The sequence below is a fragment of the Mesorhizobium sp. M0062 genome, assembly GCF_040323125.1.
Lineage (GTDB): Bacteria > Pseudomonadota > Alphaproteobacteria > Rhizobiales > Rhizobiaceae > Mesorhizobium.
This window is the reverse complement of the sequence record NZ_JAMYUO010000003.1, coordinates 14,842-39,959: the sequence shown is the minus strand read 5'-3', so window position 1 is coordinate 39,959 and position 25,118 is coordinate 14,842. Positions and strand designations below refer to the sequence as shown.

General features: G+C 64.1%; 28 protein-coding genes. 15 read left to right on the top strand and 13 right to left on the bottom strand.

Annotation, left to right across the window (positions count from 1 at the left end):
* Window positions 1–12 precede the first annotated feature (12 nt).
* Both NKJ64_RS04480 and NKJ64_RS04475 read right to left on the bottom strand, forming a co-directional pair.
* Window positions 13–1,269, bottom strand: coding sequence for an aminopeptidase (locus NKJ64_RS04480; RefSeq protein ID WP_023823466.1), 1,257 nt, complete (start codon window positions 1,267–1,269; stop codon window positions 13–15).
* Window positions 1,270–1,355: 86 nt separating this feature from the next.
* Complete coding sequence (locus NKJ64_RS04475; protein WP_023828028.1) at window positions 1,356–2,270, bottom strand: LysR substrate-binding domain-containing protein; 915 nt, start codon at window positions 2,268–2,270, stop codon at window positions 1,356–1,358.
* A 106-nt stretch (window positions 2,271–2,376) separates the two neighbouring features.
* On the opposite strand from NKJ64_RS04475, the gene NKJ64_RS04470 reads away from it, so the two are divergent.
* From NKJ64_RS04470 to sbmA, 3 genes are all read left to right on the top strand, one after another.
* Window positions 2,377–2,586 carry a hypothetical protein gene (locus tag NKJ64_RS04470; RefSeq protein ID WP_023732136.1) on the top strand — a complete coding sequence of 70 codons (210 nt, stop codon included), beginning with the start codon at window positions 2,377–2,379 and terminating at the stop codon, window positions 2,584–2,586.
* 83 nt (window positions 2,587–2,669) lie between these two features.
* Window positions 2,670–3,827 (top strand): YbfB/YjiJ family MFS transporter, encoded by a 1,158-nt coding sequence (locus NKJ64_RS04465; RefSeq protein WP_023828029.1) that lies wholly within the window; start codon window positions 2,670–2,672, stop codon window positions 3,825–3,827.
* A gap of 115 nt (window positions 3,828–3,942) precedes the next feature.
* Window positions 3,943–5,211, top strand: coding sequence for a peptide antibiotic transporter SbmA (gene sbmA, locus NKJ64_RS04460; protein WP_023704870.1), 1,269 nt, complete (start codon window positions 3,943–3,945; stop codon window positions 5,209–5,211).
* A 26-nt stretch (window positions 5,212–5,237) separates the two neighbouring features.
* Here sbmA and NKJ64_RS04455 read toward each other — a convergent pair whose 3' ends face one another.
* On the bottom strand, window positions 5,238–6,242 hold the full coding sequence (locus NKJ64_RS04455) for a polysaccharide deacetylase family protein (RefSeq protein ID WP_023729303.1): 1,005 nt from the start codon (window positions 6,240–6,242) through the stop codon (window positions 5,238–5,240).
* Between the two features lie 193 nt (window positions 6,243–6,435).
* Here NKJ64_RS04455 and NKJ64_RS04450 point away from each other — a divergent pair, with 193 nt between their 5' ends.
* Together NKJ64_RS04450 and der are read left to right on the top strand one after the other, a co-directional pair.
* Window positions 6,436–7,098 carry a tetratricopeptide repeat protein gene (locus tag NKJ64_RS04450; RefSeq protein WP_023729304.1) on the top strand — a complete coding sequence of 221 codons (663 nt, stop codon included), beginning with the start codon at window positions 6,436–6,438 and terminating at the stop codon, window positions 7,096–7,098.
* 76 nt (window positions 7,099–7,174) lie between these two features.
* Window positions 7,175–8,605: a ribosome biogenesis GTPase Der gene (gene der / locus NKJ64_RS04445; protein ID WP_023729305.1), complete on the top strand. Its 1,431-nt coding sequence runs from the start codon at window positions 7,175–7,177 to the stop codon at window positions 8,603–8,605.
* A gap of 232 nt (window positions 8,606–8,837) precedes the next feature.
* Here the strand turns inward: der and NKJ64_RS04440 are convergent, their stop codons facing one another.
* Window positions 8,838–9,746, bottom strand: a complete 909-nt coding sequence (locus NKJ64_RS04440) for a LysR substrate-binding domain-containing protein (RefSeq protein WP_023668489.1) — start codon at window positions 9,744–9,746, stop codon at window positions 8,838–8,840.
* Window positions 9,747–9,863: 117 nt separating this feature from the next.
* Here NKJ64_RS04440 and NKJ64_RS04435 point away from each other — a divergent pair, with 117 nt between their 5' ends.
* From NKJ64_RS04435 to NKJ64_RS04405, 7 genes are all read left to right on the top strand, one after another.
* On the top strand, window positions 9,864–11,159 hold the full coding sequence (locus NKJ64_RS04435) for an MFS transporter (protein ID WP_023729306.1): 1,296 nt from the start codon (window positions 9,864–9,866) through the stop codon (window positions 11,157–11,159).
* Between the two features lie 136 nt (window positions 11,160–11,295).
* The gene (locus NKJ64_RS04430) at window positions 11,296–12,480 is read left to right on the top strand and encodes a cell wall hydrolase (RefSeq protein ID WP_023668487.1); all 1,185 of its coding nucleotides are present in this window, start codon (window positions 11,296–11,298) and stop codon (window positions 12,478–12,480) included.
* 265 nt (window positions 12,481–12,745) lie between these two features.
* A complete protein-coding gene (locus NKJ64_RS04425) occupies window positions 12,746–13,138 on the top strand; it encodes an AtpZ/AtpI family protein (protein WP_023668486.1) in 393 nt (130 codons plus the stop codon).
* A gap of 63 nt (window positions 13,139–13,201) precedes the next feature.
* Window positions 13,202–13,960, top strand: a complete 759-nt coding sequence (locus NKJ64_RS04420; RefSeq protein ID WP_023668485.1) for a F0F1 ATP synthase subunit A — start codon at window positions 13,202–13,204, stop codon at window positions 13,958–13,960.
* Window positions 13,961–14,026: 66 nt separating this feature from the next.
* Entirely contained in the window at window positions 14,027–14,251 is a 225-nt protein-coding gene (locus NKJ64_RS04415) for a F0F1 ATP synthase subunit C (RefSeq protein WP_006206606.1), read from the top strand.
* Between the two features lie 92 nt (window positions 14,252–14,343).
* Complete coding sequence (locus tag NKJ64_RS04410) at window positions 14,344–14,943, top strand: F0F1 ATP synthase subunit B (protein WP_023684380.1); 600 nt, start codon at window positions 14,344–14,346, stop codon at window positions 14,941–14,943.
* A gap of 10 nt (window positions 14,944–14,953) precedes the next feature.
* A complete protein-coding gene (locus NKJ64_RS04405) occupies window positions 14,954–15,445 on the top strand; it encodes a F0F1 ATP synthase subunit B (protein WP_023668483.1) in 492 nt (163 codons plus the stop codon).
* Between the two features lie 252 nt (window positions 15,446–15,697).
* On the opposite strand, the gene rnhB is transcribed toward NKJ64_RS04405, so the two are convergent.
* Window positions 15,698–16,396 (bottom strand): ribonuclease HII, encoded by a 699-nt coding sequence (gene rnhB / locus NKJ64_RS04400; RefSeq protein ID WP_023726390.1) that lies wholly within the window; start codon window positions 16,394–16,396, stop codon window positions 15,698–15,700.
* 154 nt (window positions 16,397–16,550) lie between these two features.
* Entirely contained in the window at window positions 16,551–17,705 is a 1,155-nt protein-coding gene (locus NKJ64_RS04395; protein ID WP_023684378.1) for a PA0069 family radical SAM protein, read from the bottom strand.
* Between the two features lie 151 nt (window positions 17,706–17,856).
* On the opposite strand from NKJ64_RS04395, the gene NKJ64_RS04390 reads away from it, so the two are divergent.
* On the top strand, window positions 17,857–18,360 hold the full coding sequence (locus NKJ64_RS04390; RefSeq protein ID WP_023830306.1) for a glycosyltransferase: 504 nt from the start codon (window positions 17,857–17,859) through the stop codon (window positions 18,358–18,360).
* 253 nt (window positions 18,361–18,613) lie between these two features.
* Window positions 18,614–19,588 (top strand): hypothetical protein, encoded by a 975-nt coding sequence (locus tag NKJ64_RS04385; RefSeq protein ID WP_023726392.1) that lies wholly within the window; start codon window positions 18,614–18,616, stop codon window positions 19,586–19,588.
* Here NKJ64_RS04385 and NKJ64_RS04380 read toward each other — a convergent pair.
* The 7 genes from NKJ64_RS04380 to NKJ64_RS04350 all read right to left on the bottom strand — a co-directional run bounded on the left by NKJ64_RS04380 (window position 19,578) and on the right by NKJ64_RS04350 (window position 23,850).
* On the bottom strand, window positions 19,578–20,009 hold the full coding sequence (locus tag NKJ64_RS04380) for a GFA family protein (RefSeq protein ID WP_023726393.1): 432 nt from the start codon (window positions 20,007–20,009) through the stop codon (window positions 19,578–19,580). The genes NKJ64_RS04385 and NKJ64_RS04380 overlap by 11 nt on opposite strands.
* Before the next feature lie 124 nt (window positions 20,010–20,133).
* On the bottom strand, window positions 20,134–20,688 hold the full coding sequence (gene moaB, locus NKJ64_RS04375) for a molybdenum cofactor biosynthesis protein B (protein ID WP_352462048.1): 555 nt from the start codon (window positions 20,686–20,688) through the stop codon (window positions 20,134–20,136).
* Window positions 20,675–21,568, bottom strand: coding sequence for a 4-(cytidine 5'-diphospho)-2-C-methyl-D-erythritol kinase (locus NKJ64_RS04370; protein ID WP_023709896.1), 894 nt, complete (start codon window positions 21,566–21,568; stop codon window positions 20,675–20,677). Before NKJ64_RS04370 ends, moaB begins: the two co-directional genes overlap by 14 nt.
* A gap of 26 nt (window positions 21,569–21,594) precedes the next feature.
* Window positions 21,595–21,780 (bottom strand): membrane protein, encoded by a 186-nt coding sequence (locus NKJ64_RS04365; protein WP_023668475.1) that lies wholly within the window; start codon window positions 21,778–21,780, stop codon window positions 21,595–21,597.
* Between the two features lie 72 nt (window positions 21,781–21,852).
* Complete coding sequence (locus NKJ64_RS04360; protein WP_023668474.1) at window positions 21,853–22,710, bottom strand: S49 family peptidase; 858 nt, start codon at window positions 22,708–22,710, stop codon at window positions 21,853–21,855.
* Window positions 22,711–22,831: 121 nt separating this feature from the next.
* Complete coding sequence (locus NKJ64_RS04355; protein WP_352462047.1) at window positions 22,832–23,626, bottom strand: tRNA1(Val) (adenine(37)-N6)-methyltransferase; 795 nt, start codon at window positions 23,624–23,626, stop codon at window positions 22,832–22,834.
* Entirely contained in the window at window positions 23,626–23,850 is a 225-nt protein-coding gene (locus tag NKJ64_RS04350; protein ID WP_023692106.1) for a putative signal transducing protein, read from the bottom strand. The genes NKJ64_RS04355 and NKJ64_RS04350 overlap by 1 nt, the downstream gene beginning before the upstream one ends.
* A 221-nt stretch (window positions 23,851–24,071) precedes the next feature.
* Between NKJ64_RS04350 and NKJ64_RS04345 the strand changes: the two genes are divergently transcribed.
* A complete protein-coding gene (locus tag NKJ64_RS04345) occupies window positions 24,072–25,088 on the top strand; it encodes a polyprenyl synthetase family protein (protein WP_023668471.1) in 1,017 nt (338 codons plus the stop codon).
* The last annotated feature ends 30 nt before the right edge of the window (window positions 25,089–25,118 follow it).

Here is a 25,118-nt window from a genome sequence, read left to right as displayed (position 1 = left end):
CCCTCCGCGAGCTTACGCCCACTCACCCTTGCGCATCACCGGCACCTTGCGGCCATCCTTGTGCACGCCGTCTATGTCGATCTTGTCCGAGCCGATCATCCAGTCGATGTGGATAAAACTCTTGTTGCCGCCGCGCTGGGCGATTTCGTCCTGGGTGAGCGAGGCGCCGTCGACGAAGCATTTTGAATAGCACTGCCCGAGCGCGATGTGGCAGGCGGCGTTCTCGTCGAACAGCGTGTTGAAGAACAGCAGGCCGCTGGCCGAGATCGGCGAGGAATGCGGCACCAGCGCCACCTCGCCGAGCCGGCGCGAACCCTCGTCGGTGTCGAGCACTTTCTTCAGCACGTCCTCGCCCTTCGAAGCCTTGGCCTCGACGATCCTACCCTCTTCGAAACGCACCGAGATATCATCGATCAGCGTGCCCTGGTAGGACAGCGGCTTGGTCGAGGAGACATGGCCGGAGACGCGCCGTGCATGCGGCGTGGTGAAGACCTCCTCGGTCGGGATGTTCGGATTGCAGGTGACGCCGTTCTTGGCGGTCGAGGCGCCGCCCATCCATTCATGGCCATCGGCCAGCCCGACGGTGAGGTCGGTGCCCGGGCCGCTGAAATGCAGATCATGGAAATTGTGCTCGTTCAGCCACTTTGTGCGGCCGCGCAGCGCTGCATTGTGCGCCGTCCAGTTTGCGATCGGGTCTTCCACATCGACCCGTGATGCCGAAAAGATCGCATCGGCGAGCTTCACCACGGCGACATCGTCGGCATCGCCGGGGAAGACCTGTTTTGCCCAGGCGAGATCCGGGTAGGCGACGATGTTCCAGTTGATGTCGAAGCCGGTGATCTTTTCCAGCGCCGGCTGGTAGGCCATCGAGTTCGCCTTGTTGGCGCGCGCCACTTTCGCCGGGTCCTGCGCCGACAACAGCGACGGGTCCTCGCCGCGCACGGCAAGCCGCGCCGCATTGTTGGAAAAGGCCTTCGCCATGCCTTCATACATCCAGCCGGCGGCGCGGTCGAAGCCGGCATCCGCCCCGTAGCGGAAGCGCGCCAGCGTGATCTCGTCATCGTTGAAGATCGGCGTTACCAGCCCGGCGCCGGCCTTGTAGGCGTGCTCGACGATGCGCCTGGTCAGCGGCAGGGCTGCGATCGACGAGGTCAGCACCAGATCCTGCCCCGGCTGCAATTGCAGCCCGACCTTGATGGCGACTTCCGCCAGCCTGTCGAGCTTCACCGGGTCGATCGTTGCGGAAACGCCGCGCGAATGTGTGGTCATGATCCTGCCTGTCTTGGTCTTGGGGGTGAAGCTTCCAACATAGGTCGGCGCAGCTGTGCTTTCCAGCACTGTCGCGACGGACAGCCCTAGGCAGCGCTTTCCAGCGCGCTGAACTGCGCCACGGTCGCCGCGATTTCCTCGCGGATCCAGATCTTGAAATCGCGCACCTTGCGGCTTTCGGTCTTGGTCGCCGAGGTCACCAGCCAGTAGCCGAGGCCGCTCTGCGCCCGCACGCCGAAAGGCGCGACGAGGCGGCCGTCGGCCAGCGCATCGGCGGCCAGCAATTGCCAGCCGAGCATGACGCCATGGCCGGCGATCGCCGATTCCAGGCACAGCATCGGGTCGGTGAAACGCGCACCCTTGCGGAAGGTGACTGGTTCGACGTCAGCGGCTTTGAACCAGCTCTCCCAATTGATCATCGCCCGCTCGTCGGTGATGGCGCAGGTCTGTGCGAGGTCTTCGATCGACGTCAGCTTTTTGGCGATCACCGGCGCACAGACCGGAAAGACCTCCTGCGCCAACAAAAGTTCCGCCCGGCCGCCCGGCCATTTGCCGTCGCCGAGCCGGATGGCGATGTCGATGTCGGAACGCTCGAGATCGGCGAGCCGCACCGAGGCGTCGATGCGCAGCAGCACGTTGGGATGGCGGTCGAAATGCCGCGACAATCGCGGCAGCAGCCATTTCGAGGCGAAGGCCGGCGCCACCGAAACCACCAGCGTGCACTGGCTTGCCTCGTCGGCCAGCGCCACCGCCTGCGCCAGCTCGCGAAAACCGGCGCCCAGCCGGGCGGAAAAAACCGTGCCGAACTCGGTCAGCACCAGCCCGCTCGCCGTTCGTTCGAACAGCGCCTGTCCAAGCTGCTTTTCGGTGCGGTTGATCTGCTGGCTGACGGCGCTGACGGAGACGTTGAGCTCGCCGGCAGCGGCCGCCAGCGAGCCGAGGCGGGCGACGGTTTCGACGGCGCGCAGGCCGTTGAGATGGACGCGGTTCAGCATAGCCATTCCAGTTTTTCTAAACCGGCGCGGCCGAAATCTCAATTGAAAGACGGCGGAATAGAGCAAATTTTAGCGGGACAGTCAGACCGGCGAGTGGGCCGAGGAGGCAAGGATGGTGACGATCTTATCATTGCTCAAGATCTTTGCGGCTGTTGGCGCGCGGCAAGGCCCGCGCCATGCCGGCGACGCCGTCAATTGGGTGATCGATCCCCTGTCGCATCCGGTGTTCGACACCATGTCTGAGCGCGAGCTTGGCGACATGCCGTTCCGGCTGACGGCGCGCCGCACCGCCTACGAGACCGGCGCAATCGGCTGTGGTTGAGATTCTTAGACATTAGTCGCGAGCCTACTGGCCCAACACAAAGCGGATTGTTTCGGCGGCCGCCAAATCTATTGTGCGCTGCAATGAACGCTGCGCCATCACCCTTGCGTCTAGCCGTAGCCGGCATGATCGCCATGGCCGTTGCCATGGGCATTGGCCGCTTCGTCTACACCCCGATCCTGCCCGGCATGATGGAAGAACTGCATCTGTCGCCGGCCGATGCCGGCTGGATCGCGTCGGCCAATTATCTCGGCTACCTCGTCGGCGCGCTTGCGGCGGCAGGCGGCTGGGCGCATGGGCGCGAGCGCCTGCTGATGTTTGGCGGCCTTGCCGCCAGTGCTGCGCTCGCCGCCCTGATGGGGCTGAGCGAGACGATGACCGCCTTTGTCGTCCTCCGCTTCCTTGCCGGTCTCGCCAGCGCCTTCGTCATGGTGTTCATGGCCTCGATCGTCTTCGGTCACCTGGCAGCCGCCAACAGAAGCGACCTGCAGGCGCTGCATTTCGGCGGCGTCGGCCTCGGCATCGCGGCATCCTCAGCGCTGATGGCGGTTCTGGTCACCGAACATGCCGGCTGGGCTTCGGGCTGGCTGTGGTCGGCAGCGATTTCCGCCGGCGGCCTTGCGATGGTCGCCTTGCTCGCCGGCGGCACCGCACCTGGCCGCGGCGTGGCCGACCGCGAACCGGCACTGCCGAGGGACCGGTCGTTGGCAAAAGTCATCGTTGCCTACGGCCTGTTCGGCTTCGGCTATGTGGTGACGGCGACCTTCCTGGTCGCCATCGTGCGCCAGGGCGGCGGCGGCCGCGTCTTCGAGGCAAGCGTCTGGATGGTCACCGGCCTTGCCGGCTTTCCCTCGGTCTGGCTGTGGCAGAAGGTAGCGGCACGGATCGGGCTTTATACCGCCTATGCCGTGGGCTGCCTGGTCGAGGTGGTCGGCGTCACCGCCAGCGTCGCCATCGGCGGCACCGCCGGGCCGCTGCTGGCGGGCGTCCTGCTCGGCGGCACCTTCATCGCCATCACCGCGCTCGGCCTGCAGACGGCAAGGCAGCTCGTGCCGGAGGCGCCGCGCCGGATTTTTGCGCTGATGACCGCTTCCTTCGGCATCGGCCAGATCGTCGGCCCGATCGTCGCCGGACTGCTGGCGCAAGCCTCGGGCAACTTCTTCCTGGCCTCGATCGTCGCTGCTGGCGTATTGCTGGTATCTGCTGGGATCACCTGGTCGGCCGCGCCAAAATCGCCATGATTGTGGTCTTGCTCGATGCCGGGCATCGGGTACGGGCATTTGCTTTCCACCTAATGTGTGACTTTATGCCCGCCGAACCCCGCTGATTTGCGCACCGACCGAGGATTTCACCACAGTGTTCGTATCCTTCTTCCCGCAGCCGAAGCTGTTTTTCATCTCGGCCGTCGTCTGGACTGCGGTTCTCGTGGCAGCCTGGTTCCTCGGTGCTGACCAGCTTGGCGCGTTTCTCGGCTTGCCTCCGGCTCTTGCCGACGCGCCGCCCATCATAGGCGTCTCGGTGTTCTGGTCGCCTCCGTTCCTCTGGTTCTACATCTACTATGCGCTTGGCGTTTTGATATTCTATGGCTTCTGGCACTGGTATTCTCCGCACCCGTGGGACCAATGGTCTATCCTCGGCAGTTCGCTGCTCCTGTTCACGACCTACTTTCAGGTGCAGGTAAGCGTGGCGATCAACGCATGGTATGGACCATTCTGGGACCTCATTCAGGGCATCGTTAGCAAAACGGTCAAGGCAACCGAGGCTGATCTTTACGCTCAAATAATCACTTTCCTCGGTATCGCTCTTGTCGCGGTTACCGTGTTCGTTTTGACAAACTTCTTCGTCAGCCACTGGGTGTTTCGCTGGCGCACTGCGATGAACAATTACTACATGTCCTATTGGCCGAAGCTGCGCCATATTGAGGGCGCTGCACAGCGTGTGCAGGAAGACACGATGCGGTTTTCCAAGATAATGGAAGACCTTGGCACTAGCTTCGTCGATTCCATCATGACGCTTATCGCTTTCATGCCGATCCTGCTCAGTTATTCTAAGCATGTCACAGAGTTGCCATTGATCGGTCATGTTCCTCAGCCGCTGGTTTTGGCTGCGATCTTCTGGGCAGTCTTCGGTACAGTCATCATTGCGACCGCAGGCATCAAGCTTCCTGGCTTGCAGTTTCGTAACCAGCGCGTCGAGGCAGCATATCGCAAGGAACTCGTCTACGGTGAGGACGATCCGGCCCGGGCGCAGCCGCCGACCGTCGCGGAGCTGTTTGCGAGTGTGCGGCAAAACTACTTTCGCCTGTATTTCCACTATGTGTATTTCAACGTGGTCCGCTATCTTTATCTTCAGACCAACAACGTCTTCTCCTACTTCCTGATGGTGCCTTCCATGATCGCTGGAACGCTGACGCTGGGTCTCATCAACCAGGTCAGTTCAGCCTTCAGTCAGGTAACCAACTCATTCCAGTATCTCGTCAATTCTTGGTCGACGATTGTCGAGCTTCTGTCAGTTCACAAACGCCTTCGCGCCTTCGAGGCGACGATTCGCGGCGAGCCGCTGCCCGACATTGACCGCCACTTCATGGAGCGTCAGGAACAGGCAAAGGAACCCGACCCAGCTTGATCCTATCTGCATAGACGGTTGGCGGCTCAGCCGCCCACCGCCGCCTGCCTCTCGCTACCACGTTGCCGCTGCACATAATCGCGAAAACTGATGCATTCGACGTCGGCTTTCACGCAAGTCTCGTCGGCAAAGCGCTCCAGCGCGTTCCAGTAGGCGCCGTTGTTCATCGGCGTGAAGTGGAAGCTCAGCACCAGTGGGATGCGCTTGCCCTGATATTGCTTGTCGAAGGCGGCGCGGAAGGCCTGGTAGGTCCGATCGCTGAACTCGGCTGCCTGGCTCGGCCGCTCGAAGCCGCCGGAATGCCTGACATAGAGATTGTAGTCCATGGCGATCACCAGCCTACCATCAGGGCCTTCCGGGATCTGCGGCAGCGAAAAGCGGGTCAAGCCGCCGCCGGTCGGCGGCTCGACCGGGCCTTTCGAAACGCCGCTGGCATCATAGTGGTAGCCGGCTTCAGGCAGGGCCTCATAGAGCCCTTTGCTGGTCGAGAGGTACGGCGCGCGAAAGCCGACAACGGCATGGGCAATATCGCGCCATCCCTTGGGCTCGGGTTCAATACCGTTGATCGCATAGGCGTTTTCCAGAATGCGCTCGAACGAGGCGAATTCCTTCAGCCAGTCGGCCTTGCTCCAGTCCTTGCCGTCGAAATGGCCGCAGCCATGGCTGGCGATGTCGTGGCCTTCCGAAGCGGCGAGCCCGATCTGATCGAGCCGATCGGCGACGTCCTGCTTCGAAGCGGCAAAGCCGATGTTGGATTTGCCCGCGGACTTGGCCGGAGCTGTGTAGTCGGCCCGCGTCTGCGGCGACAGCAGGAAGACGCAGGACAAAAAGTAGGTGAAATGCGCGCCGGTGCGCTTGGCCAGCGCCCGGCTGCGCTGCCATTGCGAGATCTCCCGGGCGCTATCGAACGAGATGATGACGATCTGCTTCGGCTTTGCCGGGGCAGGCGGCGCCGGCGGGTCGGCGAAAGCCGCACCAGCCATGGCAAGCACGGCTGAGGAAAACGCAACAACGCGGGACAAACGTGGCATCGGCAATCTGGGCTTGATCTGGAGGCAGTCCAAGCCGGCTATCGGCAAAATGTGGCGTGGGTGCGATCAACGTCGGCAGCTATGCGCCCGGCGATTAGCCGATTTTCCTGCCGAGCCCCTTCCATGCCCGCGAAATTTCGCTAAAACGCGGGCTCAAGAAGCGCCCCTGTTAGGGCAGCAATGGTTTTGATTGATGTCCGACGACAGTTTTATCCGCGAAGTCAACGACGAGATCCGTCGCGAGCAGGCGCAGGCGCTATGGGACCGCTTTGGTCCGGCGATCCTTGGCCTCGCCATCCTGGTGGTGCTTGGCACCGCCGCCTTCGTCGGCTACCGCTATTGGGACGAGACCCGCGCCAACCGCTCCGGCGATGCCTTCTCGCAGGCGCTGAAGCTTGCCAATGACGGCAAGAGCGACGAGGCGCTGACCGCCCTCGAACAGCTGGAAAAGGATGGCTACGGCGCCTATCCGCTGCTCGCCCGCATGCGCGCGGCAACCGTCAAGGCCGACAAGGGCGACTTTGCCGCCGCCGTCGCCGATTTCGATGGCGTCGCCGCCGACAACGCCATTCCCCAGGGCATTCGCGACATGGCGCGCCTGCGGGCCGCCCTGCTGCTCGTCGATCACGGCTCCTTCGCCGACGTCTCCAGCCGCGTCGAGGCGCTGACCGCCGACAACAACACGCTGCGCCACACAGCGCGCGAAGCGCTCGGCCTTGCCGCCTGGAAGGAAGGCAAGACCCAGGATGCGCTGAAACTGTTCGACCAGATCGCCGCCGATGACGGCGCCCCGCGCAACGCGCGCCAGCGGGCGACGCTGATGTCGGAATTGATCCGCGGCTCGGGCGCGTCATGATACGCATCGCCCAAAGCCTGCCCTCGGGCCTGACCCAAGGGCGCGCTGCGGTTTGGGCGATGATATGGATAGCCGGATGAGCTTCAAAGTCGCCATTATCGGCCGGCCCAATGTCGGCAAATCGACGCTTTTCAACCGATTGGTGGGACGGAAGCTGGCGCTTGTCGACGACACGCCGGGCGTCACCCGCGACCGTCGCGTCCACGCGGCCAAACTCTACGATCTGCATTTCGATGTCATCGACACCGCCGGTTTCGAAGACGCCGCCGCCTCGACGCTGCCCGGCCGCATGCGCGCGCAGACCGAGATCGCGATCCGCGAAGCCGACCTGATCTTCTTCACCATCGACGCCAAGTCCGGGCTTTTGCCCGACGACCGCACCTTTGCCGAGATCGTGCGCAAGTCCGGCAAGCCGGTCGTGCTGGTCGCCAACAAGGCCGAGGCCAAGGGCGCCCAGGGCGGCATGCTGGAAGCCTGGGAACTGGGCTTGGGCGAGCCGATCCCGGTCTCGGCCGAGCACGGCCAGGGCATGCCCGATCTGCGCGACGCGGTGATCGAGGCGCTGGGCAAAGACCGCGCCTTCGGCGAGGAAGAAGACGAGGCCGAGGACGTCGCCGCCAGCGAGGTGCTGATCGGCGAGGACATCACCGATCCCGACGCCGAACCCGCCTATGACGACACCAAGCCGATGCGCATCGCCGTCGTCGGCCGGCCCAATGCCGGCAAGTCGACGCTGATCAACGCGTTGATCGGCGAGGAGCGGCTGCTGACCGGCCCGGAAGCCGGCATCACCCGCGATTCCATCTCCGTCGACTGGGACTGGCATGGCCGCCGGCTAAAACTGTTCGACACTGCCGGCATGCGCCGCAAGGCCAGGATCCACGAGAAGCTGGAAGTGATGTCGGTGCAGGACGGCTTGCGCGCCATCCGCTTTGCCGAGATCGTCATCATCGTGCTCGACGCCACCATCCCTTTCGAGAAGCAGGATTTGCAGATCGCCGACCTGATCATCCGGGAGGGCAGGGCGCCGGTCATCGCCTTCAACAAATGGGACCTGATCGACAATCCGCAGGAACTGCTGGCCGAGTTGCGCGAAAAGACCACACGGCTTTTGCCGCAGGTGCGCGGCATCCAGGCGGTGACCGTTTCGGCCGAGACCGGGCGCGGCCTCGACAAGCTGATGGATGCCGTCATCAAGACGCACAAGGTGTGGAACAGCCGCGTTTCCACCGGCAAGCTCAACCGCTGGCTGGAAAGCATTCTGGCGCATCACCCGCCGCCCGCTGTCGCCGGCCGCCGGCTCAAGGTCAAATATGTCACCCAGGCCAAGACCCGGCCGCCGGGTTTCGTCGTCCAGTGCTCGCGGCCCGACGCGATGCCGCAATCCTATGTCCGCTACCTCTCCAACAGCCTGCGCGAAGCCTTCGACATGCCCGGCGTGCCGATCAGGATAGCGCTGCGGACTTCGGACAACCCGTTCGCGGGGAGAGCGAACAAGCGCAAGTGAGCGGTGACGGTTGCGAAATTCTCCGCAAGATTGGCGGGACAGCACCCCCCTCTGCCTGCCGGGCATCTCCCCCGCAAGGGGGGAGATCAGTCGTTTCGTCCTTGGAGCCTCTCTTGCAACGTTGAAAATTGGCGAAAGCATTCGCGAGATCCAATCTCCCCCCTTGCGGGGGAGATGTCCGGCAGGACAGAGGGGGGTGTGACGGAACGCTACGCTGGACAGCCGCTTCCGTCTAAGCGACCTCTCTCAACCGCTCGTCCTGCGGCAGCGCCGCCACCGCCGCGTGCCACAATATATCCGCCAGCCGCGCCGCCACCGGGTCCAGTTCGGCGTCTTTCTGGTGCAGCACCAGCGCCATGGTCGGCAGCGCGGGTAAGCCCAGCGTTTGCGGCGCCATCGCCCTGACATTGGCCGGCAGGCCGATATCCGTGCGGATGGTCAGGCCGAGGCCGGCGGCGACCGCCGCCCAGATGCCGCCAAGGCTGGGGCTGGAGAAGGCCATCCGCCATGGCAGGCCGGCGCGGTCGAGTGTTTCCGTCGTCACCGTGCGCAGCAGGCACGGCGCTTCCAGCGCCACCAGCGGCAGCGCCTCGCCCTCGCGCAGCCTGGTCTCGATCAGCTTGGCCGGCCCGATCCAGCGCAATTGCGCGTCGCCGACATGCCGGCTGTAAGGCAGCGCCTGGCCGCTGTCCCAGGCCAGCGCAATGTCGAGATTGCCTGATGTGATCCGCTCGGCAAGTTCATAGCTGCGCCCGATCCGCGCCTCGATCTTGACCTTGGGGTGCGCGCGGGCGAAGCGTCCGAGCACCTCCGGCAGCACCGCCTCGCCGAAATCCTCCTGCAGGCCGAGCCTGACCCAGCCTTCCAGTTCCACGTCGTGGATGGCCGAGGCCGCCTCGTCGTTCAACTCGAGCAGCCGCCTGGCATAGCCGAGCATGGTTTCGCCGGCTTCGGTCAACGCCAGTCCGCGGCCCGACTTGCGGAAGATCGGCGTCGCCGCCTGGTCCTCCAGCTTCTTCAATTGCGCGCTCACCGCCGAAGTCGAGCGTCCAAGCCGGTCGGCGGCCTTGGCGAAGCTGCCGAGTTCCATCCCGGTGACGAAGCTTCGGAGGACATCAAGGTCGAAGGTTACGCGGCGCATCAAAACGGTCCTGTTGTTCGGGAACAATTGTCAAAAAATTCCCGATATTCGGGATGAAGTTATGGCGGTAAAGGCGAGGCGTCAAGGTCCCGAAAGGGCATCAACAGGAGTCCCGCCATGTCGATTGCCGACGCAAATCGTGAGCCAGGCCGGGTTGGCCGAGCCGCCGCCGTCACGTCGAAGGCTGAACGATTTCCCGCCAATCATCGCTGGAAGGTGCTTGGCATCGGCGTTGCCGCCAATGCCGGTTTCTCCGCCACCTTCGCCGGCATACCGGCGGCGGCGGTGTTTCTGCGGTCGGGCTATCACTTGAGCAATGGCAATCTCGGCCTGGTCCTCGGCCTTCTCGGACTGGGCGTTGCCTTGAGCGAACTGCCCTGGGGCCTGCTCACCGACCGGTGGGGAGATCGCGGCGTGCTGTTGACCGGCCTTGGTGCGACCGCGGCGTGGCTCGCCCTGATGGCGTTGTTCATCGTGCCCTCAGTGACCTATGTGCCTGGCGTCGCAATGCTGGCCGCATGCCTTCTGGTCGCCGGCCTGCTCGGCGGCAGCGTCAACGGTTCCAGCGGCCGCGCCATCATGGCCTGGTTCCACGAAGGCGAACGTGGCTTTGCCATGAGCATCAGGCAGACCGCGGTGCCGCTCGGCGGCGGGCTCGGCGCGCTGGTCCTGCCGTCGCTGGCATCGGTGCACGGTTTCGCGGCGGTCTTCGGGCTGCTGGCCGCCATGAACGCCGTCTCTGCGCTGTTTGCCTGGCGATGGCTGCACCAGCCGCCGGAACTGGACAATGCCGGCAGCATGGCCATGGCAAAGTCGGGCGGTCCCGCGCCGCTGCGCAATGTCGAGGTCTGGCGCATCGCCACCGCCATCGGCCTGCTCTGCTTTCCGCAAGTGGCGGTGCTCACCTTCGCCTCCGTTTTCCTGCACGATTTCGCCGGCATGGCCACGCTCACGATCAGCGCCAGCCTTGCCGCGGTGCAGACCGGCGCGATGGTGATGCGCGTCTGGAGCGGCCGCTACACCGACCGCCACGGCAACCGCCGCTCATTCCTGCGGCTCTGCAGCGTGACAAGCGCGTTTGGCTTCGCGGCCGTCGGCCTGCTGGTCCTGGCGGCAGGAGCCACGCCAGACGCCCATGCCGCGTTGATCCCGGCGATCGCCGTGCTGCTGGTCCTCGCCGGCATTTCGGTCTCCGCCTGGCATGGCGTCGCCTACACCGAACTCGCCACGCTTGCCGGTGCCAGCCGCGCCGGAACCGCGCTCGGTCTTGCCAACAGCTTCGTCTTCATCGCCTTCTCCGTGGTGCCGACCGCCATTCCGGCTTTGCTGCTTGTCTGGTCGTGGCCTGGCGTCTGGCTGGTGGGCGCGCTCTGCGCCATGATTGCATGGCCAATTTTCCTGAGGCCGAACTGACGGGTTGCCGGCCGGCAAGCGGCGTCCCATTTCGGGCCGCTTCGGAAAAACACGATCGACCGCGTTAACCCCGCATCAAGGTTAATGCTTCACTTTGGCTCTCCAGTGGCTCAGTGGCGTTTCTGGAGAGTTCCCCGTGCATCGACGTGTCCTGAAGCGGCTGGCCGCCGCCGCCGGTGAGAAAAAACGTTCCTTCGTATCGCCATTGGTCATCGGGCTCGGCATCTGGATCGGCTTTCCAACTGTCGTCGCCTACCAGGACATGGGCAGCTTGATTTCCGGCCTCGAAGCCTCGGGCACCCGCTGGAACTCTTATGTCGAGCGCTCCGTCGCCGGCTCGGTTCATGCCGCCGAAATGCCTTTCATCGATTCCGTCACCACCGGTTCGCTCTCGGGTTCGGGCGTGCGCCTGCCCGGCGTCGGCAAGGTCTCGTTTCGCGGCAAGGGCAATGTCGCCGGCATCACGCCCGACGAGGACCGCATCATGCGCGCCGACAAGAAGGGCCGCATCATCCAGGTCTCGCCGGTGGCGCCGCCGAAGAACTTCAATGCCGGCTCGATCTTTCAGCGCACGTCCTCGCTGCTGCGGCCGAGCATGGACAGCGGCCTGAAGCTCGCCTTCGCCAAGCCCGGCATCAAGGGCAAGGAAATCCAGATCGCCCAGGCCTTCCACACCAACGTGGACAAGAAGCCCGATCCCGGCGTGCCGGCCATGCTTGCCGCGTTGGTCAACAATGACAGACCGGACGTGCTGGCCACCGCCTATGCCCAGGCCGAACCCGATTACGCCAAGGCCTCACCCTTCGAAGCGCTGCTGCAGGACGAGGAGCCGAGCAGCGGGCGCTTCATTCCGCCGATGGCCAAGGGTGACCACTCGTGGATCCAGAACCCGCTGCCGGCCAGCGTCTTCTCCACGAAGGAGCAGGCCTGCCTCGCCAACGGCATCTATTTCGAGGCGCGCGGCGAATCCGTGCGCGGCCAGGCCGCCGTCGCGCAGGTCATTCTCAACCGCGTCCGCAATCCGGCCTATCCGAACTCGATTTGCGGCGTCGTCTACCAGAACGACAACTGGCTGAACCGCTGCCAGTTCTCCTTCGCCTGCGACGGCCGCAAGAAGCGCATCGAGAGCCCCGCCCATTACAAGACCGCGCAGGACGTCGCGATGGCGGTCACCGCCGGCAAGATATTCATTCCCGAAGTCGGCTCATCGACCCACTACTACGCCAACTACGTCCATCCGGGCTGGGCGCGCACGATGCAGAAGATGACCAAGATCGGCCTGCATATCTTCTACCGCACCTATGGCGGCGGCTGGAGCTGAGCCCTTCGGCTTGCCTGTCGCAAACGAACCGCAAAGGCCCTGGAAGCCGAAATCGGACAGCGGTCGCCGGACGGATTCGGGGCATGTGCCGACCCGATAGTGCCGGGCACGATGTCGCACCTCGCCAAGTAATTGATTCCAATAGAAAAAATACATGGCTTTGAAGTCCCGCCCGTGGCTTGACGGGCGCAAACCCTCTAACTATGTTGCCGGCGACTTTAGAAGCGGACGGACGGTGACGGTCTGACCGGGCAGGGGGGTTACGATGGCCGACAAGAACGGGCCAGACGGAACCGGAGAAACCGGCCGCGGCAGCAAGCACGAGGCCGACATCCGCGACGAAGATCTCGAACGCCGCCGGCGTGAGCTTGGAGCATCGCTTGCGACAAGACGGCCGGATCAGCTCGAGGGGAATGACGGCGCGAAAGCGACGGCCGGATATGGCCAGGCGCTCAAGCTGTCCAGCGAGTTCATCGCCGGGATAGTGGTGGGTGTGGGCCTTGGCTGGTTTCTGGATCGTGTGGCGGGAACCTCGCCATGGGGTCTGGTCGTCGGCTTGTTGCTGGGCTTTGGCGCCGGCGTGCTCAATGTCCTGCGTTCGTCAGGTGTTGTGGCGGAATTCGGAAAAAGCGAGAAGTCGCACGATCCGAAAGAATGAAATGGCGCCGCCAACGGCGCACAAGGACACTTAAGGCCGTTCGCGGCTTTGACGGGGATGTAAATGGCTGCTGACAAGGTCGATCCGATCCACCAGTTCCATATCGTCAAGCTGATTCCGATCAACATCGGAGGCTATGACCTGTCCTTCACCAATTCGTCCCTGTTCATGGTCGCGACCGTCCTCGTCGCATCGGCGTTTCTGTACCTCTCGACCTCGAGCCGCAGCCTTGTTCCCGGGCGCCTGCAGTCGGTTTCGGAAATGGGCTACGAGTTCGTCTCCAACATGCTGCGCGACGCCGCCGGAACGCAGGGCATGAAGTTCTTCCCCTTCGTGTTCTCGTTGTTCATGTTCGTACTGGTCGCCAACCTGCTTGGCCTTTTCCCGTACTTCTTCACCGTCACCAGCCACATCATCGTCACCTTCGGCCTCGCAGCCCTGGTGATCGGAACCGTCGTTGTCTACGGCTTCACGAAGCACGGTCTGGGTTTCCTCAAGCTCTTCGTGCCGCATGGCGTTCCGGTGTTCCTGCTGCCACTGGTGGTGCTGATCGAAGTGATCTCCTTCGTGTCGCGCCCGGTCAGCCTCTCGGTTCGTCTGTTCGCCAACATGCTGGCCGGCCACATCACACTGAAGGTGTTTTCGGGCTTCGTCGTCAGCCTGAGCGCGCTCGGCGCCGTCGGCGTTGCCGGTTCGGTGTTGCCGCTGGCCATGGCAGTCGCGCTGACCGCGCTGGAATTGCTGGTCGCTTTCCTGCAGGCCTACGTCTTTGCGGTGCTGACCTGCATGTATCTGAACGACGCCCTGCATCCCGGGCACTGACCTAGAATTTCCGGCATCTTTCGCCGGATGGAATTGCAACGAATTACAGATCCAAAGGAGTTTAAAATGGACGCAGAAGCAGCAAAGTACATCGGCGCCGGTATCGCTTGCCTGGGCATGGGCGGCGCGGGCATTGGCCTCGGCAACATCTTCGGCAGCTACCTGGCGGGCGCCCTGCGCAATCCGTCGGCCGCCGATGGCCAGTTCGGCCGCCTGATTTTCGGCTTCGCCGTGACCGAAGCTCTGGGCATTTTCTCGCTTCTCATCGCGCTTCTCGCCCTGTTCGGCTGAGCCCCTGTTCGGCCAATTATTGGTCGGACGAGCATTGGGAAGAATTGGCTGGCCGCATTCCTGCGGCCATGCCTGATATCAGGGGATAGTCCATGTTCGTGACATCTGCGTTTGCGCAAGAGTCCGCACCCGCCGCTGAAGGCGCCCATACCGGTACGGAAGGCGACACGCATTCCGGCACCGGCGTGCCTGCCGAGGCGCACGGCACGTTCCCGCCATTCGATCCGGCGACGTTTCCGTCCCAGCTTCTGTGGCTGGCGATCACGTTCGGGCTGTTCTATTTGTTCCTGAAGAAGGTGGTGATGCCGCGCCTTGGCGGCATCATCGACGTCCGCAGCGATCGCATCACGCAGGACCTCGACCAGGCCGCCAAGCTGAAGGGCGAGGCGGACGCCGCCGTTGCCGCTTACGAGCAGGAACTGGCGGAAGCCAAGGCCAAGGCCAACGCGATCGGCCAGCAGGCCAACGACGCTGCCAAGGCTGAAGCCGAGGCTGCCCGCAAGAAGGTCGAGGCCGCCCTCGACAAGAAGCTCGGCGAGGCGGAGGCCAGCATTGCTTCCATCAAGGCCAACGCCATGAAGGAAGTCGGCACGATTGCCGAGGACACCGCTTCAGCCATCGTCGATGCGCTTGTCGGCGGCAAGACCAGCAAGGCCGAGATCTCGGCTGCGGTCAAATCCGTGGCCCGGTGAGGAGCACATTATGGACGCCACATCTCTCGCAACGCTCTGGGCAACGGTTGCCCTCGTCATTTTCCTCGGCGTTGCCGTTTACATCAAGGTGCCGGGCCTGATCGCCAAGTCGCTCGACGCCCGCGCGACCAAGATCAGCGACGAGCTTGCGGAAGCCCGCCGGTTGCGCGAAGAGGCCCAGCAACTGCTCGGCCAATACCAGAAGAAGCGCAAGGAAGCCGAGCAGGAGGCCGCAGCCATCGTCGCTGCCGCCAAGCGCGAAGCCGACATGCTTGCCGCCGAGGCGCACAAGAAGACCGAAGACTATGTCACCCGCCGCACCGCGCTTGCCGAGCAGAAGATCGGCCAGGCCGAGCGCGAAGCCGTCGCCGAAGTGCGCGCCAGCGCCGTCGACATCGCTGTCGAGGCGGCCCGCACGCTGCTTGCCGGCAAGATCGACGCCAAGGCCGGCGCCGACCTGTTCAAGTCCGCGCTGCAGGACGTGAAGGCCAGGCTGAACTGAGCGGGATTAGCTCGCTGACATCGAGCCGCTTGGGTGACCTGGCGGCTTTTTTGTTTGGCGAGGCGTCGAAGCCGCCAATCTCCCCCTTGTGGGGGAGATGCCCGGCAGGGCAGAGGGGGGCGCTGTCCCGCCGGCGTTTCCAGATTTTCTATTTCGTGTTACGGATTCCTTGCATCGGCAGGTTTACTGAAAGGTCGCGTTCCTTCGCGCCCCCCTCTGGCCTGCCGGCCATCTCCCCCTCAAGGGGGGAGATTAGCTGTCCAACCCGACAAACCCTTCTTCTTCCACCACCTCAACCCCACCCAGCCTGAACGGCGCGAATGATGCCCGGTGCAGCCTTGCCACCGGCCCATGCGCTTCGATCGCGGTGCGGTGCCGCACGGTGGCGTAGCCCATATGGACCTCGAACCCGTAGCGCTCGTGATGGCTGCCGCAGCCGCACATCATGCGGTCGCGCATCACCTTGGCGACGATCGAGGCGGCGGCGATCGATTGCGAGCGCTGGTCGCCCTTGATCAGCGCGCGGCCTTCGCAGAGGAGGCCCGGCGGCACATCGCGGCCATCGGCCAGCGCCAGCTTCGCCTGGATCGGCAGGCCGGCAAGGGCGCGGCGCATGGCTTCCAGGCTGGCCTTGAGGATGTTGCTGCCGTCAATGCCTTCGGCGCTGACCGAGGCCATCGACACGCCGAGCGCTGACCCCAGGATTTTCAGGAACAGCGCCTCGCGCTGCAAATGGTTGAGCCGTTTGGAATCGTCGAGCCCGTCGGGAATGTTGGCGGGATCGAGGATCACGGCCGCCGCCACCACCGGCCCCGCCAGCGGACCGCGGCCGGCCTCGTCCATGCCTGCCACCGGCCACAGGCCTTCGGCCATCGCCTTCGTCTCGAAGGAGAAATCGGGCTTTTCGACGATTTCGAAAAGAAGCGGAGAATCGGAACGTGCGCGAGCCATGTTGCGGCGAGGTTCGCATCGGCTCCGATTCTCCGCAAGTCCCTCCAGGGTCGAGTGGGGCAAGACCGGGAGGGCACCGTCTGCAGGCCGGGGGACAGGCCGGACGGGATTCTTGGGTCGCCTGACAGCCACGAGGGCAGGGCAAGCGCTACTCTCAGAGCAGCATCAGCTGCTCGGTCGCCTTGGCGGCGGCGACAAACTGGTCGGTTCGGAGCGTGCGCCGCTCGGCGTTGAGGCCGAGCCGCTTGGCCGTGATCTCGAAGCGCCGGCCGATCTGCCAGGCATAGGGGCCGGCGCCTTTCATCCGCTTGCCCCATTCCGAATCATAGTCCTTGCCGTCGCGCATCGAACGGATCAGCGACATCACGTGCCGGTAGCGGTCGGGATAATGGCGCAGCAGCCAGTCCTTGAAGATCGGCGCCACCTCGAGCGGCAGGCGCAGGATGACATAGCCGGCCTCGCGGGCGCCTGCGGCGCGTGCCGAATCGAGGATGCGCTCCATCTCCTGGTCGGTCAGGCCGGGAATGATCGGCGCCACCATGACAGAGGCCGGGATGCCGGCATCGGAAAGCTGCCGGATCGCCTCAAGCCGCTTGGTCGGCGTCGACGCGCGTGGCTCCATGGTGCGCGCCAGCATGCGGTCCATCGTCGTCACCGACAGCGCCACCTTGGCCAAGCCCCGTTCGGCCATGCGCGACAAGATGTCGATGTCGCGCGTCACCAGATGGGATTTGGTGACGATGCCGACCGGATGGCCGCGCGCCTCCAGCACTTCGAGGATCTCGCGCATGATCCGGTATTGTTTCTCGATCGGCTGGTAGGGATCGGTGTTGGTGCCGATCGCGATGGTGCGCGGCTGATAGCCATCCTTCGACAGTTCCTTGTCGAGCAGCCGCGCCGCATCCGGCTTGGCAAACAGCTTCGCTTCGAAATCCAGCCCCGGCGACAGGCCCATGAAGGAATGCGTCGGCCGGGCGAAACAATAGACGCAGCCATGCTCGCAGCCGCGATAGGGGTTGATCGAGCGGTCGAAGGAAATGTCGGGCGATTCGTTGCGGGTGATGATGGTGCGCGGCTTCTCGACCTGCACTTCGGTCTTGAACGGCGGCAATTCCTCCAGCGAATTCCAGCCGTCGTCGAACACATGCCGGCTGACCGGCTCGAACCGGCCGGACGGGTTGATGCCCGCGGAACGGCCGCGGTTGCGATCCGGACGGACGCGCATGCCGCTCTGTTCGATCATCGCATTGGCCATCTCGGCTCGCCCTGCTCCGAAAGCAGCAATGTCCGCACGCACGATATGTTCCATTTTGGCCCTTTCCCAAGGACTGTCGGCTGGCTGTCGAATCGCTCTGTTCATGAAAATAATCCTATTTCGCTGATGAGAACAAAGCAAGAACTTTTTAGTTGGACCATGCAAAACTGGCGCTGCGCCGGGCTTTCCGCTATTCGGCTAAAAAATGCTCAGCGTTCTCATCGAAACCCGGGATGACGAAGAAGGCCTTGCCCGCACGCTCGCCTCATTGATCGGCGGCGCGGTCGAGGGCGTGGTACGCGATGTCATCGTCTGCGACACCGGCTCGACCGACCAGACGCATCGGGTTGCCGATCATGCCGGCTGCCATTTCGTCGCCGGCGGCATCGGCGCGGGAATCAGGCAGGCGAAGGGTGACTGGCTGCTGTTTCTCGAGCCGGGCGCAAGGCTGGCCGACGGCTGGATCGACGACGTCGTCGCTCACACGGCGCGGCAAACCATGCCGGCGCGCTTTTCCCGTGCGCGCGGCAGCCGCACGCCGTTCCTGTCACGGGTGTTTTCGGGCAACCGGGCGCTGGCCGAAGGGCTGGTCATCAGCAAGCGCCAGGCCGCTGCCCTGTCGAAGAACGCGCACAGCGCCGAAGCCCTTGCGCGCGGTCTCGCCACCAGGCGGCTCGACGCCGAAATCTGGCTGGCGCCGAAGAAGTGATGTTTCTCCCTTCTCCCCGTTCCCAGGGAGAAGGGTGCCCGAAGGGCGGATGAGGGGCAGCGTCGGCGTCCCCCCGGAATTGACACTGTCCGCTGCGCCGTCCGGCTTTTTCGCCGCAAAAACCTATTGTGCATTGCACAAAAGCTGACGCGGGATTAGCATTCCGTTGATGCGGGATATCGGGTTTGGGTAGTGCCGGAGCGGTAAGCAAGCGCCGCGTCGTCGTTGCTGCCGTTCATATCTGAGGACCCCGATGAACCTTTCGTCCCCTGACAAATCCGGCGCCCCCAGTCTAGAGGCCATTGCCCGCAACGGCAGCCTGCTCCGCCGCATCGCGGTGCGTATCCCGACCTATCTGTCCGACCTGCGCGAAAATCCCGCATGGCTGCCGATGTTCGTGCTTGCCCGCACCATGCCGGCGCGCAAACTGCACTGGCTTGGCGCCAAAGCCGCGCGCCCCGCGCAGAGTGCCGGAGCGACGATGTTCAGGGGCGTCGACCTCAAGTCGATCGTCGCGGCGCTGCGCGCCGATGGCCTGTTCTCCGGACTGGTCCTTCCGCAGGCAATCCACGAAGAGATCGCCAGCTTTGCTCAGAGCACGCCGTGCTTCGGCAATTTCGACCGCCGGCTCGAATTCATGCCCGGAGAACACGCAGAAGCCGAGAAGCGGTTCGGCCGCTCTTTGCTCAGCGGACACTATTTCGAGCGCATCCTCGGCTGCAAGGCGGCACTCGCCATCCAGAACGACCCGCTGCTGCTCGACATCGCCCAGCACTATCTGGGCGGGCAGGCAAAGCTGATCACCACGCGTGTCTGGTGGAGCTTTCCGACCGGCGAGGCTTCCGACGCCGACAAGAACCTTGCCTCGCTCGGCAAATATCATTTCGATCTCGACGACTGGCGGATGCTGAAATTCTTCTTCTATCTCAAGCCCTGCGATGCCGGCACCGGCCCGCATGTCTATGTCAAAGGCAGCCACAACAGGCGCAGCCTCAAGCACCAGTTGACGCTGCTGGTCGGCCATCCGGCGCAAGACGTGCTCAAGGTCTATGGCGACGACAGCCCGGTCACGCTGACCGGCGAGGCCGGCCTCGGCTTCGTCGAGGACCCGTTCGGCTTCCACATGGGCACCGTGCCGTCCACCACGCCACGGCTGATGATGGAGGTCGGCTTCGGCGTCTCGCCGCCCTCGCGCCGCCGCTTCCACGGCGAACCGGTCATCCGCTGAGGCCGGAGCGGATCTCGACCGGCATCCAGCGCGCTTGCCGCCGGGCAATGCGACCCTCTTTGTTCTCGGCATCATAGTCCATTGGGACCGGCTCGCGGTTGAACCGCGGCCGGTCATCCAGCGCATTGACGATGACGATCGCTCTCGGTTCGCCGTCGGTGGTCACAGCAGCGACATAGACGCCGCAGTCCCGGCAGATGAGATAATCGGCGGTGCGCAATCCGAACCGGTATCGGTGCAGCCGGGCCTCGTCCTCGACCGCGACGATCAATCGCCCCTGCGGATCGGCGGCGGCGCGCGAACCATGCCGGACACAGAACGCGCACTGGCAGGCGCGGATCTCCATCTCGGACGGCTCAATTCCGGTTTCGAAGGTCAGGTGGATGTTGCCGCAATGGCAGCCGCCGCGGTGCGCGCTCATTGGATCTCTTCCGTCTTGACTTGGCGACAGACTATCCGCCCGACGACCCGGAGGAAATGACCTCTCGAAGGCGCAGCCGCCATTCTGCCTGACAAAGGCAGCACTTGGCCGGCTTTGCCTTGGTTTACGAGGCGGCCTTGCCGCGCCGCAACTGCTCGTCCAGGCGCGGCATGATCTCGACGAAGTTGCAGGGCATGTGGCGGTAGTCGAGCTGCGGTTTCAGGATGCCGTCCCAGGCGTCCTTGCAGGCGCCGGGCGAGCCCGGCAGCACAAAGACGAAGGTGGCGTTGACGACGCCGCCCGTCGCCCGGCTCTGCACTGTCGAGGTGCCGATCTTGTCGTAGGAAATGCGGTGGAACACTTCGGAAAAGCCATCCATGCGCTTCTCGAAGATCGGCTCCAGCGCCTCCGGCGTCACGTCGCGGCCGGTAAAACCGGTGCCGCCGGTGGTGATGACGACATCGATGTCTTCGTCGCGCGACCAGCCCAGCACCTTGTCGCGGATTTTCTCCCGGTCGTCGGTGACGATGTCGCGCGCGGCCAGGACATGGCCGGCCTCGGCGATGCGATCAGCCAGCGTCTGGCCGGATTTGTCGTCGGCAAGGCTGCGCGTATCGGACACCGTCAGCACCGCGATGCGCACCGGGATGAACAGGCGGCTTTCGTCAATTTTGGTCATCGGCCCCCTCTGAAGCGATGCTTCGTGTCGCGGCGACAAACCACTCCGGTTCGCGGCTGCGGATCTCGGCGGCGGCGCGCTTGGCGACATTGCCGGTCTCGAACAGCCCGAAGCATGTCGCGCCGGAGCCCGACATGCGCGAGAATCCAGATCCGGCCCTGTTCAGCAGGGAAAGCGCTCTGCCGATGGGCGGCTGTATTGCTTGCGCCGGTTCCTCAAGATCGTTGCGGGTGATCTCCAGCCAATTGCGGACGCCGTGGAAATCGAAACCGCGCGGCAGCGGCGGCAGTCCTTCATTGTCGCGTTTTTCAAGTGCATTGAACACATCGGGCGTCGAGACGGCGACGCCGGGATTGACCAGCACCAAAGCGAGCGCCGGAAAATCCGGCACCAGCGACAGCTCGTCGCCGACGCCACGCGCAACCAGCGGTTTTGCCGCAAGACACATCGGCACGTCGGCGCCGAGCGTGAGACCGATCCGGCTCAGTTCGGCCTCGCCGATGTCGAGCCCCCAGGTCCGGACAAGACCCTGCAATACCGCCGCCGCGTCGCTCGAGCCGCCGCCGACCCCGGATGCGACCGGCAGGTTCTTTTCCAGCCGGATGGCAACCGGCGGCGTGCTCTGCTGGCCGGCCTGCCTGCGCAGCGCCTCGCGCGCCTTCACCACCAGATTGCTGTCGTCGATCGGCACGGAAGTCGCGTAACGGCCCGATACGGAGAACCGGTCGGCGTCGGCAGGCTCGATCTCGACCCTGTCGCCGAAGCGGGTGAAAACGACCAGGCTCTCGAGCAGATGATACCCGTCGGCGCGCCTGCCGCTGACGTGCAGCGCCAGATTTATCTTGGCGGGCGCAAGCCACGTCCGGGCTGCGGCATCCAAACTGTCGGCTGCTGACGGGATGATGCTCAGTCCTTGGCCAGGCGGTATTCGCCGGTCTTGGGATCCTGGACCAGCGTGCCGTTGGTGCCGTTGGCTGCCTGCTTTTCGGTGCGCCGCACCTTGGCGGTCACACGTTCGGCCTCGCGGACGAAGGTGCGGTAGCCGAAATAAGCGGCTGCGCCGACAACTGCGAAGAAAATGATCTGTGGCATTTCAAAGCTCCTCCCTCGCAAGGCGGCAAGGCAGACTGTCAAGCCCTCATGCTAGACGCTTTCCCTGCTTTTTCAAAGCCCGAAGCGAGCCCACAATGCGCGCTCTTCCGCCGCATCGATCACGCCGCTTGCGGCGGCGGCGGCAATATCGGGCGCTGAAAAGTTCGAGCCGAACAGGCCGATGCGGCCAAACAGGCCACGCGGCGCGGTGACCAGCCTGAGCTGGGTTTTCGCGCCGAAGCGGGTTTTCAGTACCGTGCGCATGTCGCTCAACGCATCGACGAGGCCAAGCTCCAGCCCTTTCTTGCCGGTCCAGAACAGGCCGGTGAACAGGTCCGGATCGTCCTTCAGCTTGGTGCCACGGCGTTCCCTGACCAGGTCGATGAAGGTCTCGTGCACTTCCAGCTGCAGCGCCTTCAGGCGCTCGACGTCTTCCCTCTTCTCCGGCTTGAACGGGTCGAGCACCGCCTTGTTCTGGCCGGCGGTGTGGACACGGCGCTCGACACCGATCTTCTTCATCAACTCGGGAAAGCCGAACGAGGCCGAGACGACACCAATCGAACCGACGATGGAGGACGGATCGGCAAAGATCTCGTCGCCGGCGACCGCGATCATGTAGCCGCCCGAGGCCGCCACATCCTCGACGAAGACCAGCACCTTCTTGTTCTTCTCGACCGCGAGGTCACGGATGCGCTTGAAGATCAGCCGCGACTGCACCGGCGAGCCGCCAGGCGAATTGATCGAAATGGCGACGGCGGGCGCATCGAACAGGAACGCCTTTTCGATGAGGGCGGCGGTGGACGCCAAGGACAGGCTCGGCCGGAACGGGCCGCCGCCGGCCATGATGGTGCCATGCAGCCTGATGACGGGAATGGTGACGACGCTGGATCGCCAGGATTTCGGCAGCAGGCGGTTGAAAAGGCGTTTCACGAGGTGGCTGTCTCCAAATGGCTTCAACGCATGTAGGGATTTGCGGGTCAACGGCAATGCTGCAATCCATCTCAGCCAACTGTGTGCCGGTTTTGCGGCAACGACACTGACGGGCCCAAAATCAATCGCCAAACAGCGACGCCAGTCCGTTGTTGATCATCTCGGTTCGTTCCGACGGGCCGTCGCCCGTTTGCCCATGCAGCATCAAAGGCGGGCGGATCGACAGCTTGCCGCGCGCGCCGAGCGCTGCCCTGACGACAATGCGGATTGCGGCTGCTTCCGGGCGTGGATGCACAGCCAGCATCTCGGCGTCGCCGAAGCGGCCCGACAGCGCATGGAGGAGGTCGCCAAGCTGTTCCGGCCGCGCAATGACGGCCAGGCCCCCGCGCGGTTTGGCGACGGCAGCCGCACTCCGGATCCAGCTTTCGAACAGCCCCTGTTCCATCACATGCGCTTGCCGCCGCAGCGGATCGGGCGTGGCGCGGTCTTGCGCCGCGTTGAAGGGCGGGTTCATGATGACGAAATCGAAGGAATTGTCGGCAAGGCCGGCTTGCGTCCGCGCCCGGCCTGACAGCGTGACGTCGGCGGTCAGCACCGAGGCGCGATTGCCGAGATGCGCATTGCCGGGATGGGCGAGCGTGGTTGTGGCGAAGCCTGCCATCTCGGCCGACCGTTCGACGAGCACGACCTGCGCCTCTGGGCAGCGCGACAGCACGGCGAGACCCGCCGCACCGGCGCCGGCGCCGAAATCGGCGAGGCGTCCAGAAAAGCCGGATGAAACTGCTGCCGCCAGCATCATGGCATCCATCCCGGCGCGATGCCCTGTCCTGGGCTGGACCAGCCAGAAGCGGCCGCGATGAAAGGCATCGACCGTATGGGCCGGCGTATCGCTGGTAAGCGCGCTCGCTTCAGCCATTATGTCTGGCGGATTTCGTTCTCGATGCCGGCGTCTTTCAAGATGCGCCGCGCCTGATCGGCCTGGTCGGCATCGACCATCACGCGCTTCTGCAAAAGACCGATCGACCCTTCGAGAATGCTCATGTTCTGGTCGGCGACGAAGCAGGCGATCCCGGCATCGCGCATCAGCGATTCGACGAAGGAGATGATCACGGCATCGTTGGTGCGCACGAGTTCTATCATCGGACGAAGTTCGCAGGTTGCAGCGTTGATGTAAACGCCGGAGCATGGCGCCGAAAAGTGTGGAGCGGTTTTCGGGCAACGGCATGCGGTCGCTAAGGTTGACACGCCGTCACCGCAGCCGCGCCAATTCGCCTCTTGCCGTGCCCGTATGTGCCGCCCTAGAGTCCCAGGCGGGACCAGGGTGCCGTCGCACGCGTGATCAAAGACGGGAGTGTTTGTTGGTGGGTGTCGTTCTCAACATCGAAAACGGGAAGCGGGAACCCGCCTCCATCAAGGATCTCATCGACCTGACAGCCGCCGATATGGGGCGCGTCAACAAACTGATCCTGTCCAAGGCCGGCTCCGACGTCGAGATGATCCCGGAGGTCGCCAATCATCTGATCTCGTCGGGCGGCAAAAGGCTGCGTCCCATGCTGACGCTCGCGGCGGCCCAGATGTTCGGCTATTCCGGCGAGGGCCACGTCAAGCTCGCCACCGCGGTCGAGTTCATGCACACCGCCACGCTGCTCCATGACGATGTCGTCGACGAGAGCGGCATGCGGCGCGGCAAGAAGACCGCCCGCATGATCTGGGGCAACCAGGCGAGCGTGCTGGTCGGCGATTTCCTGCTCGGCCAGGCTTTTCGCATGATGGTCGATGTCGGTTCGCTGGAAGCGCTCGACATCCTGTCCAGCGCCGCCTCGATCATCGCCGAGGGCGAGGTGATGCAGCTGGCGGCAGCCAAGAACCTGGATACCACCGAGGACGAGCATTTCGCCGTCATCAAGGCCAAGACCGCGGCGCTGTTCTCGGCTGCCGCCGAGGTCGGCCCGGTCATCGCATCGGCGACGCGCAACGATCGCGCCGCCTTGCGCTCCTACGGCATGAATCTCGGCCTTGCCTTCCAGCTCATCGACGATGCGCTGGATTATGGCGGCTCCAGCCAGGAGCTGGGCAAGAATGTCGGCGACGATTTCCGCGAAGGCAAGGTTACACTGCCGGTCATCCTCGCCTACCGGCGCGGCACCAAGGCCGAGCGCACCTTCTGGAAGCGCGCCATCGAGGACAATGTCACCGACGATGCCGGCCTGGAAAAGGCGATCGGCCTGATGACCCGCCATGGCGCCATTGCCGACACCATCGGACGGGCCCGCCATTTCGGCGAGATCGCCCGCGATGCGCTGGCACCGCTGGAGGCGACGCCGCAGAAATCGGCGCTCATCGACGTCATCGACTTCTGCATCAGCCGGGTGAACTGACCCGCGCCTGGCGCCAAAGCAAGTTTGCAC

Bases quoted from the DNA above. Each gene is read 5' to 3' on its own strand.
- NKJ64_RS04480 (WP_023823466.1), bottom strand. From the start codon at position 1,269: ATGACCACACATTCGCGCGGCGTTTCCGCAACGATCGACCCGGTGAAG.
- NKJ64_RS04475 (WP_023828028.1), bottom strand. From the start codon at position 2,270: ATGGCTATGCTGAACCGCGTCCATCTCAACGGCCTGCGCGCCGTCGAA.
- NKJ64_RS04470 (WP_023732136.1), top strand. From the start codon at position 2,377: ATGGTGACGATCTTATCATTGCTCAAGATCTTTGCGGCTGTTGGCGCG.
- NKJ64_RS04465 (WP_023828029.1), top strand. From the start codon at position 2,670: ATGAACGCTGCGCCATCACCCTTGCGTCTAGCCGTAGCCGGCATGATC.
- NKJ64_RS04455 (WP_023729303.1), bottom strand. From the start codon at position 6,242: ATGCCACGTTTGTCCCGCGTTGTTGCGTTTTCCTCAGCCGTGCTTGCC.
- NKJ64_RS04450 (WP_023729304.1), top strand. From the start codon at position 6,436: ATGTCCGACGACAGTTTTATCCGCGAAGTCAACGACGAGATCCGTCGC.
- der (WP_023729305.1), top strand. From the start codon at position 7,175: ATGAGCTTCAAAGTCGCCATTATCGGCCGGCCCAATGTCGGCAAATCG.
- NKJ64_RS04440 (WP_023668489.1), bottom strand. From the start codon at position 9,746: ATGCGCCGCGTAACCTTCGACCTTGATGTCCTCCGAAGCTTCGTCACC.
- NKJ64_RS04435 (WP_023729306.1), top strand. From the start codon at position 9,864: ATGTCGATTGCCGACGCAAATCGTGAGCCAGGCCGGGTTGGCCGAGCC.
- NKJ64_RS04425 (WP_023668486.1), top strand. From the start codon at position 12,746: ATGGCCGACAAGAACGGGCCAGACGGAACCGGAGAAACCGGCCGCGGC.
- NKJ64_RS04420 (WP_023668485.1), top strand. From the start codon at position 13,202: ATGGCTGCTGACAAGGTCGATCCGATCCACCAGTTCCATATCGTCAAG.
- NKJ64_RS04415 (WP_006206606.1), top strand. From the start codon at position 14,027: ATGGACGCAGAAGCAGCAAAGTACATCGGCGCCGGTATCGCTTGCCTG.
- NKJ64_RS04410 (WP_023684380.1), top strand. From the start codon at position 14,344: ATGTTCGTGACATCTGCGTTTGCGCAAGAGTCCGCACCCGCCGCTGAA.
- NKJ64_RS04405 (WP_023668483.1), top strand. From the start codon at position 14,954: ATGGACGCCACATCTCTCGCAACGCTCTGGGCAACGGTTGCCCTCGTC.
- rnhB (WP_023726390.1), bottom strand. From the start codon at position 16,396: ATGGCTCGCGCACGTTCCGATTCTCCGCTTCTTTTCGAAATCGTCGAA.
- NKJ64_RS04395 (WP_023684378.1), bottom strand. From the start codon at position 17,705: ATGGAACATATCGTGCGTGCGGACATTGCTGCTTTCGGAGCAGGGCGA.
- NKJ64_RS04390 (WP_023830306.1), top strand. From the start codon at position 17,857: ATGCTCAGCGTTCTCATCGAAACCCGGGATGACGAAGAAGGCCTTGCC.
- NKJ64_RS04385 (WP_023726392.1), top strand. From the start codon at position 18,614: ATGAACCTTTCGTCCCCTGACAAATCCGGCGCCCCCAGTCTAGAGGCC.
- NKJ64_RS04380 (WP_023726393.1), bottom strand. From the start codon at position 20,009: ATGAGCGCGCACCGCGGCGGCTGCCATTGCGGCAACATCCACCTGACC.
- moaB (WP_352462048.1), bottom strand. From the start codon at position 20,688: ATGACCAAAATTGACGAAAGCCGCCTGTTCATCCCGGTGCGCATCGCG.
- NKJ64_RS04365 (WP_023668475.1), bottom strand. From the start codon at position 21,780: ATGCCACAGATCATTTTCTTCGCAGTTGTCGGCGCAGCCGCTTATTTC.
- NKJ64_RS04355 (WP_352462047.1), bottom strand. From the start codon at position 23,626: ATGGCTGAAGCGAGCGCGCTTACCAGCGATACGCCGGCCCATACGGTC.
- NKJ64_RS04350 (WP_023692106.1), bottom strand. From the start codon at position 23,850: ATGATAGAACTCGTGCGCACCAACGATGCCGTGATCATCTCCTTCGTC.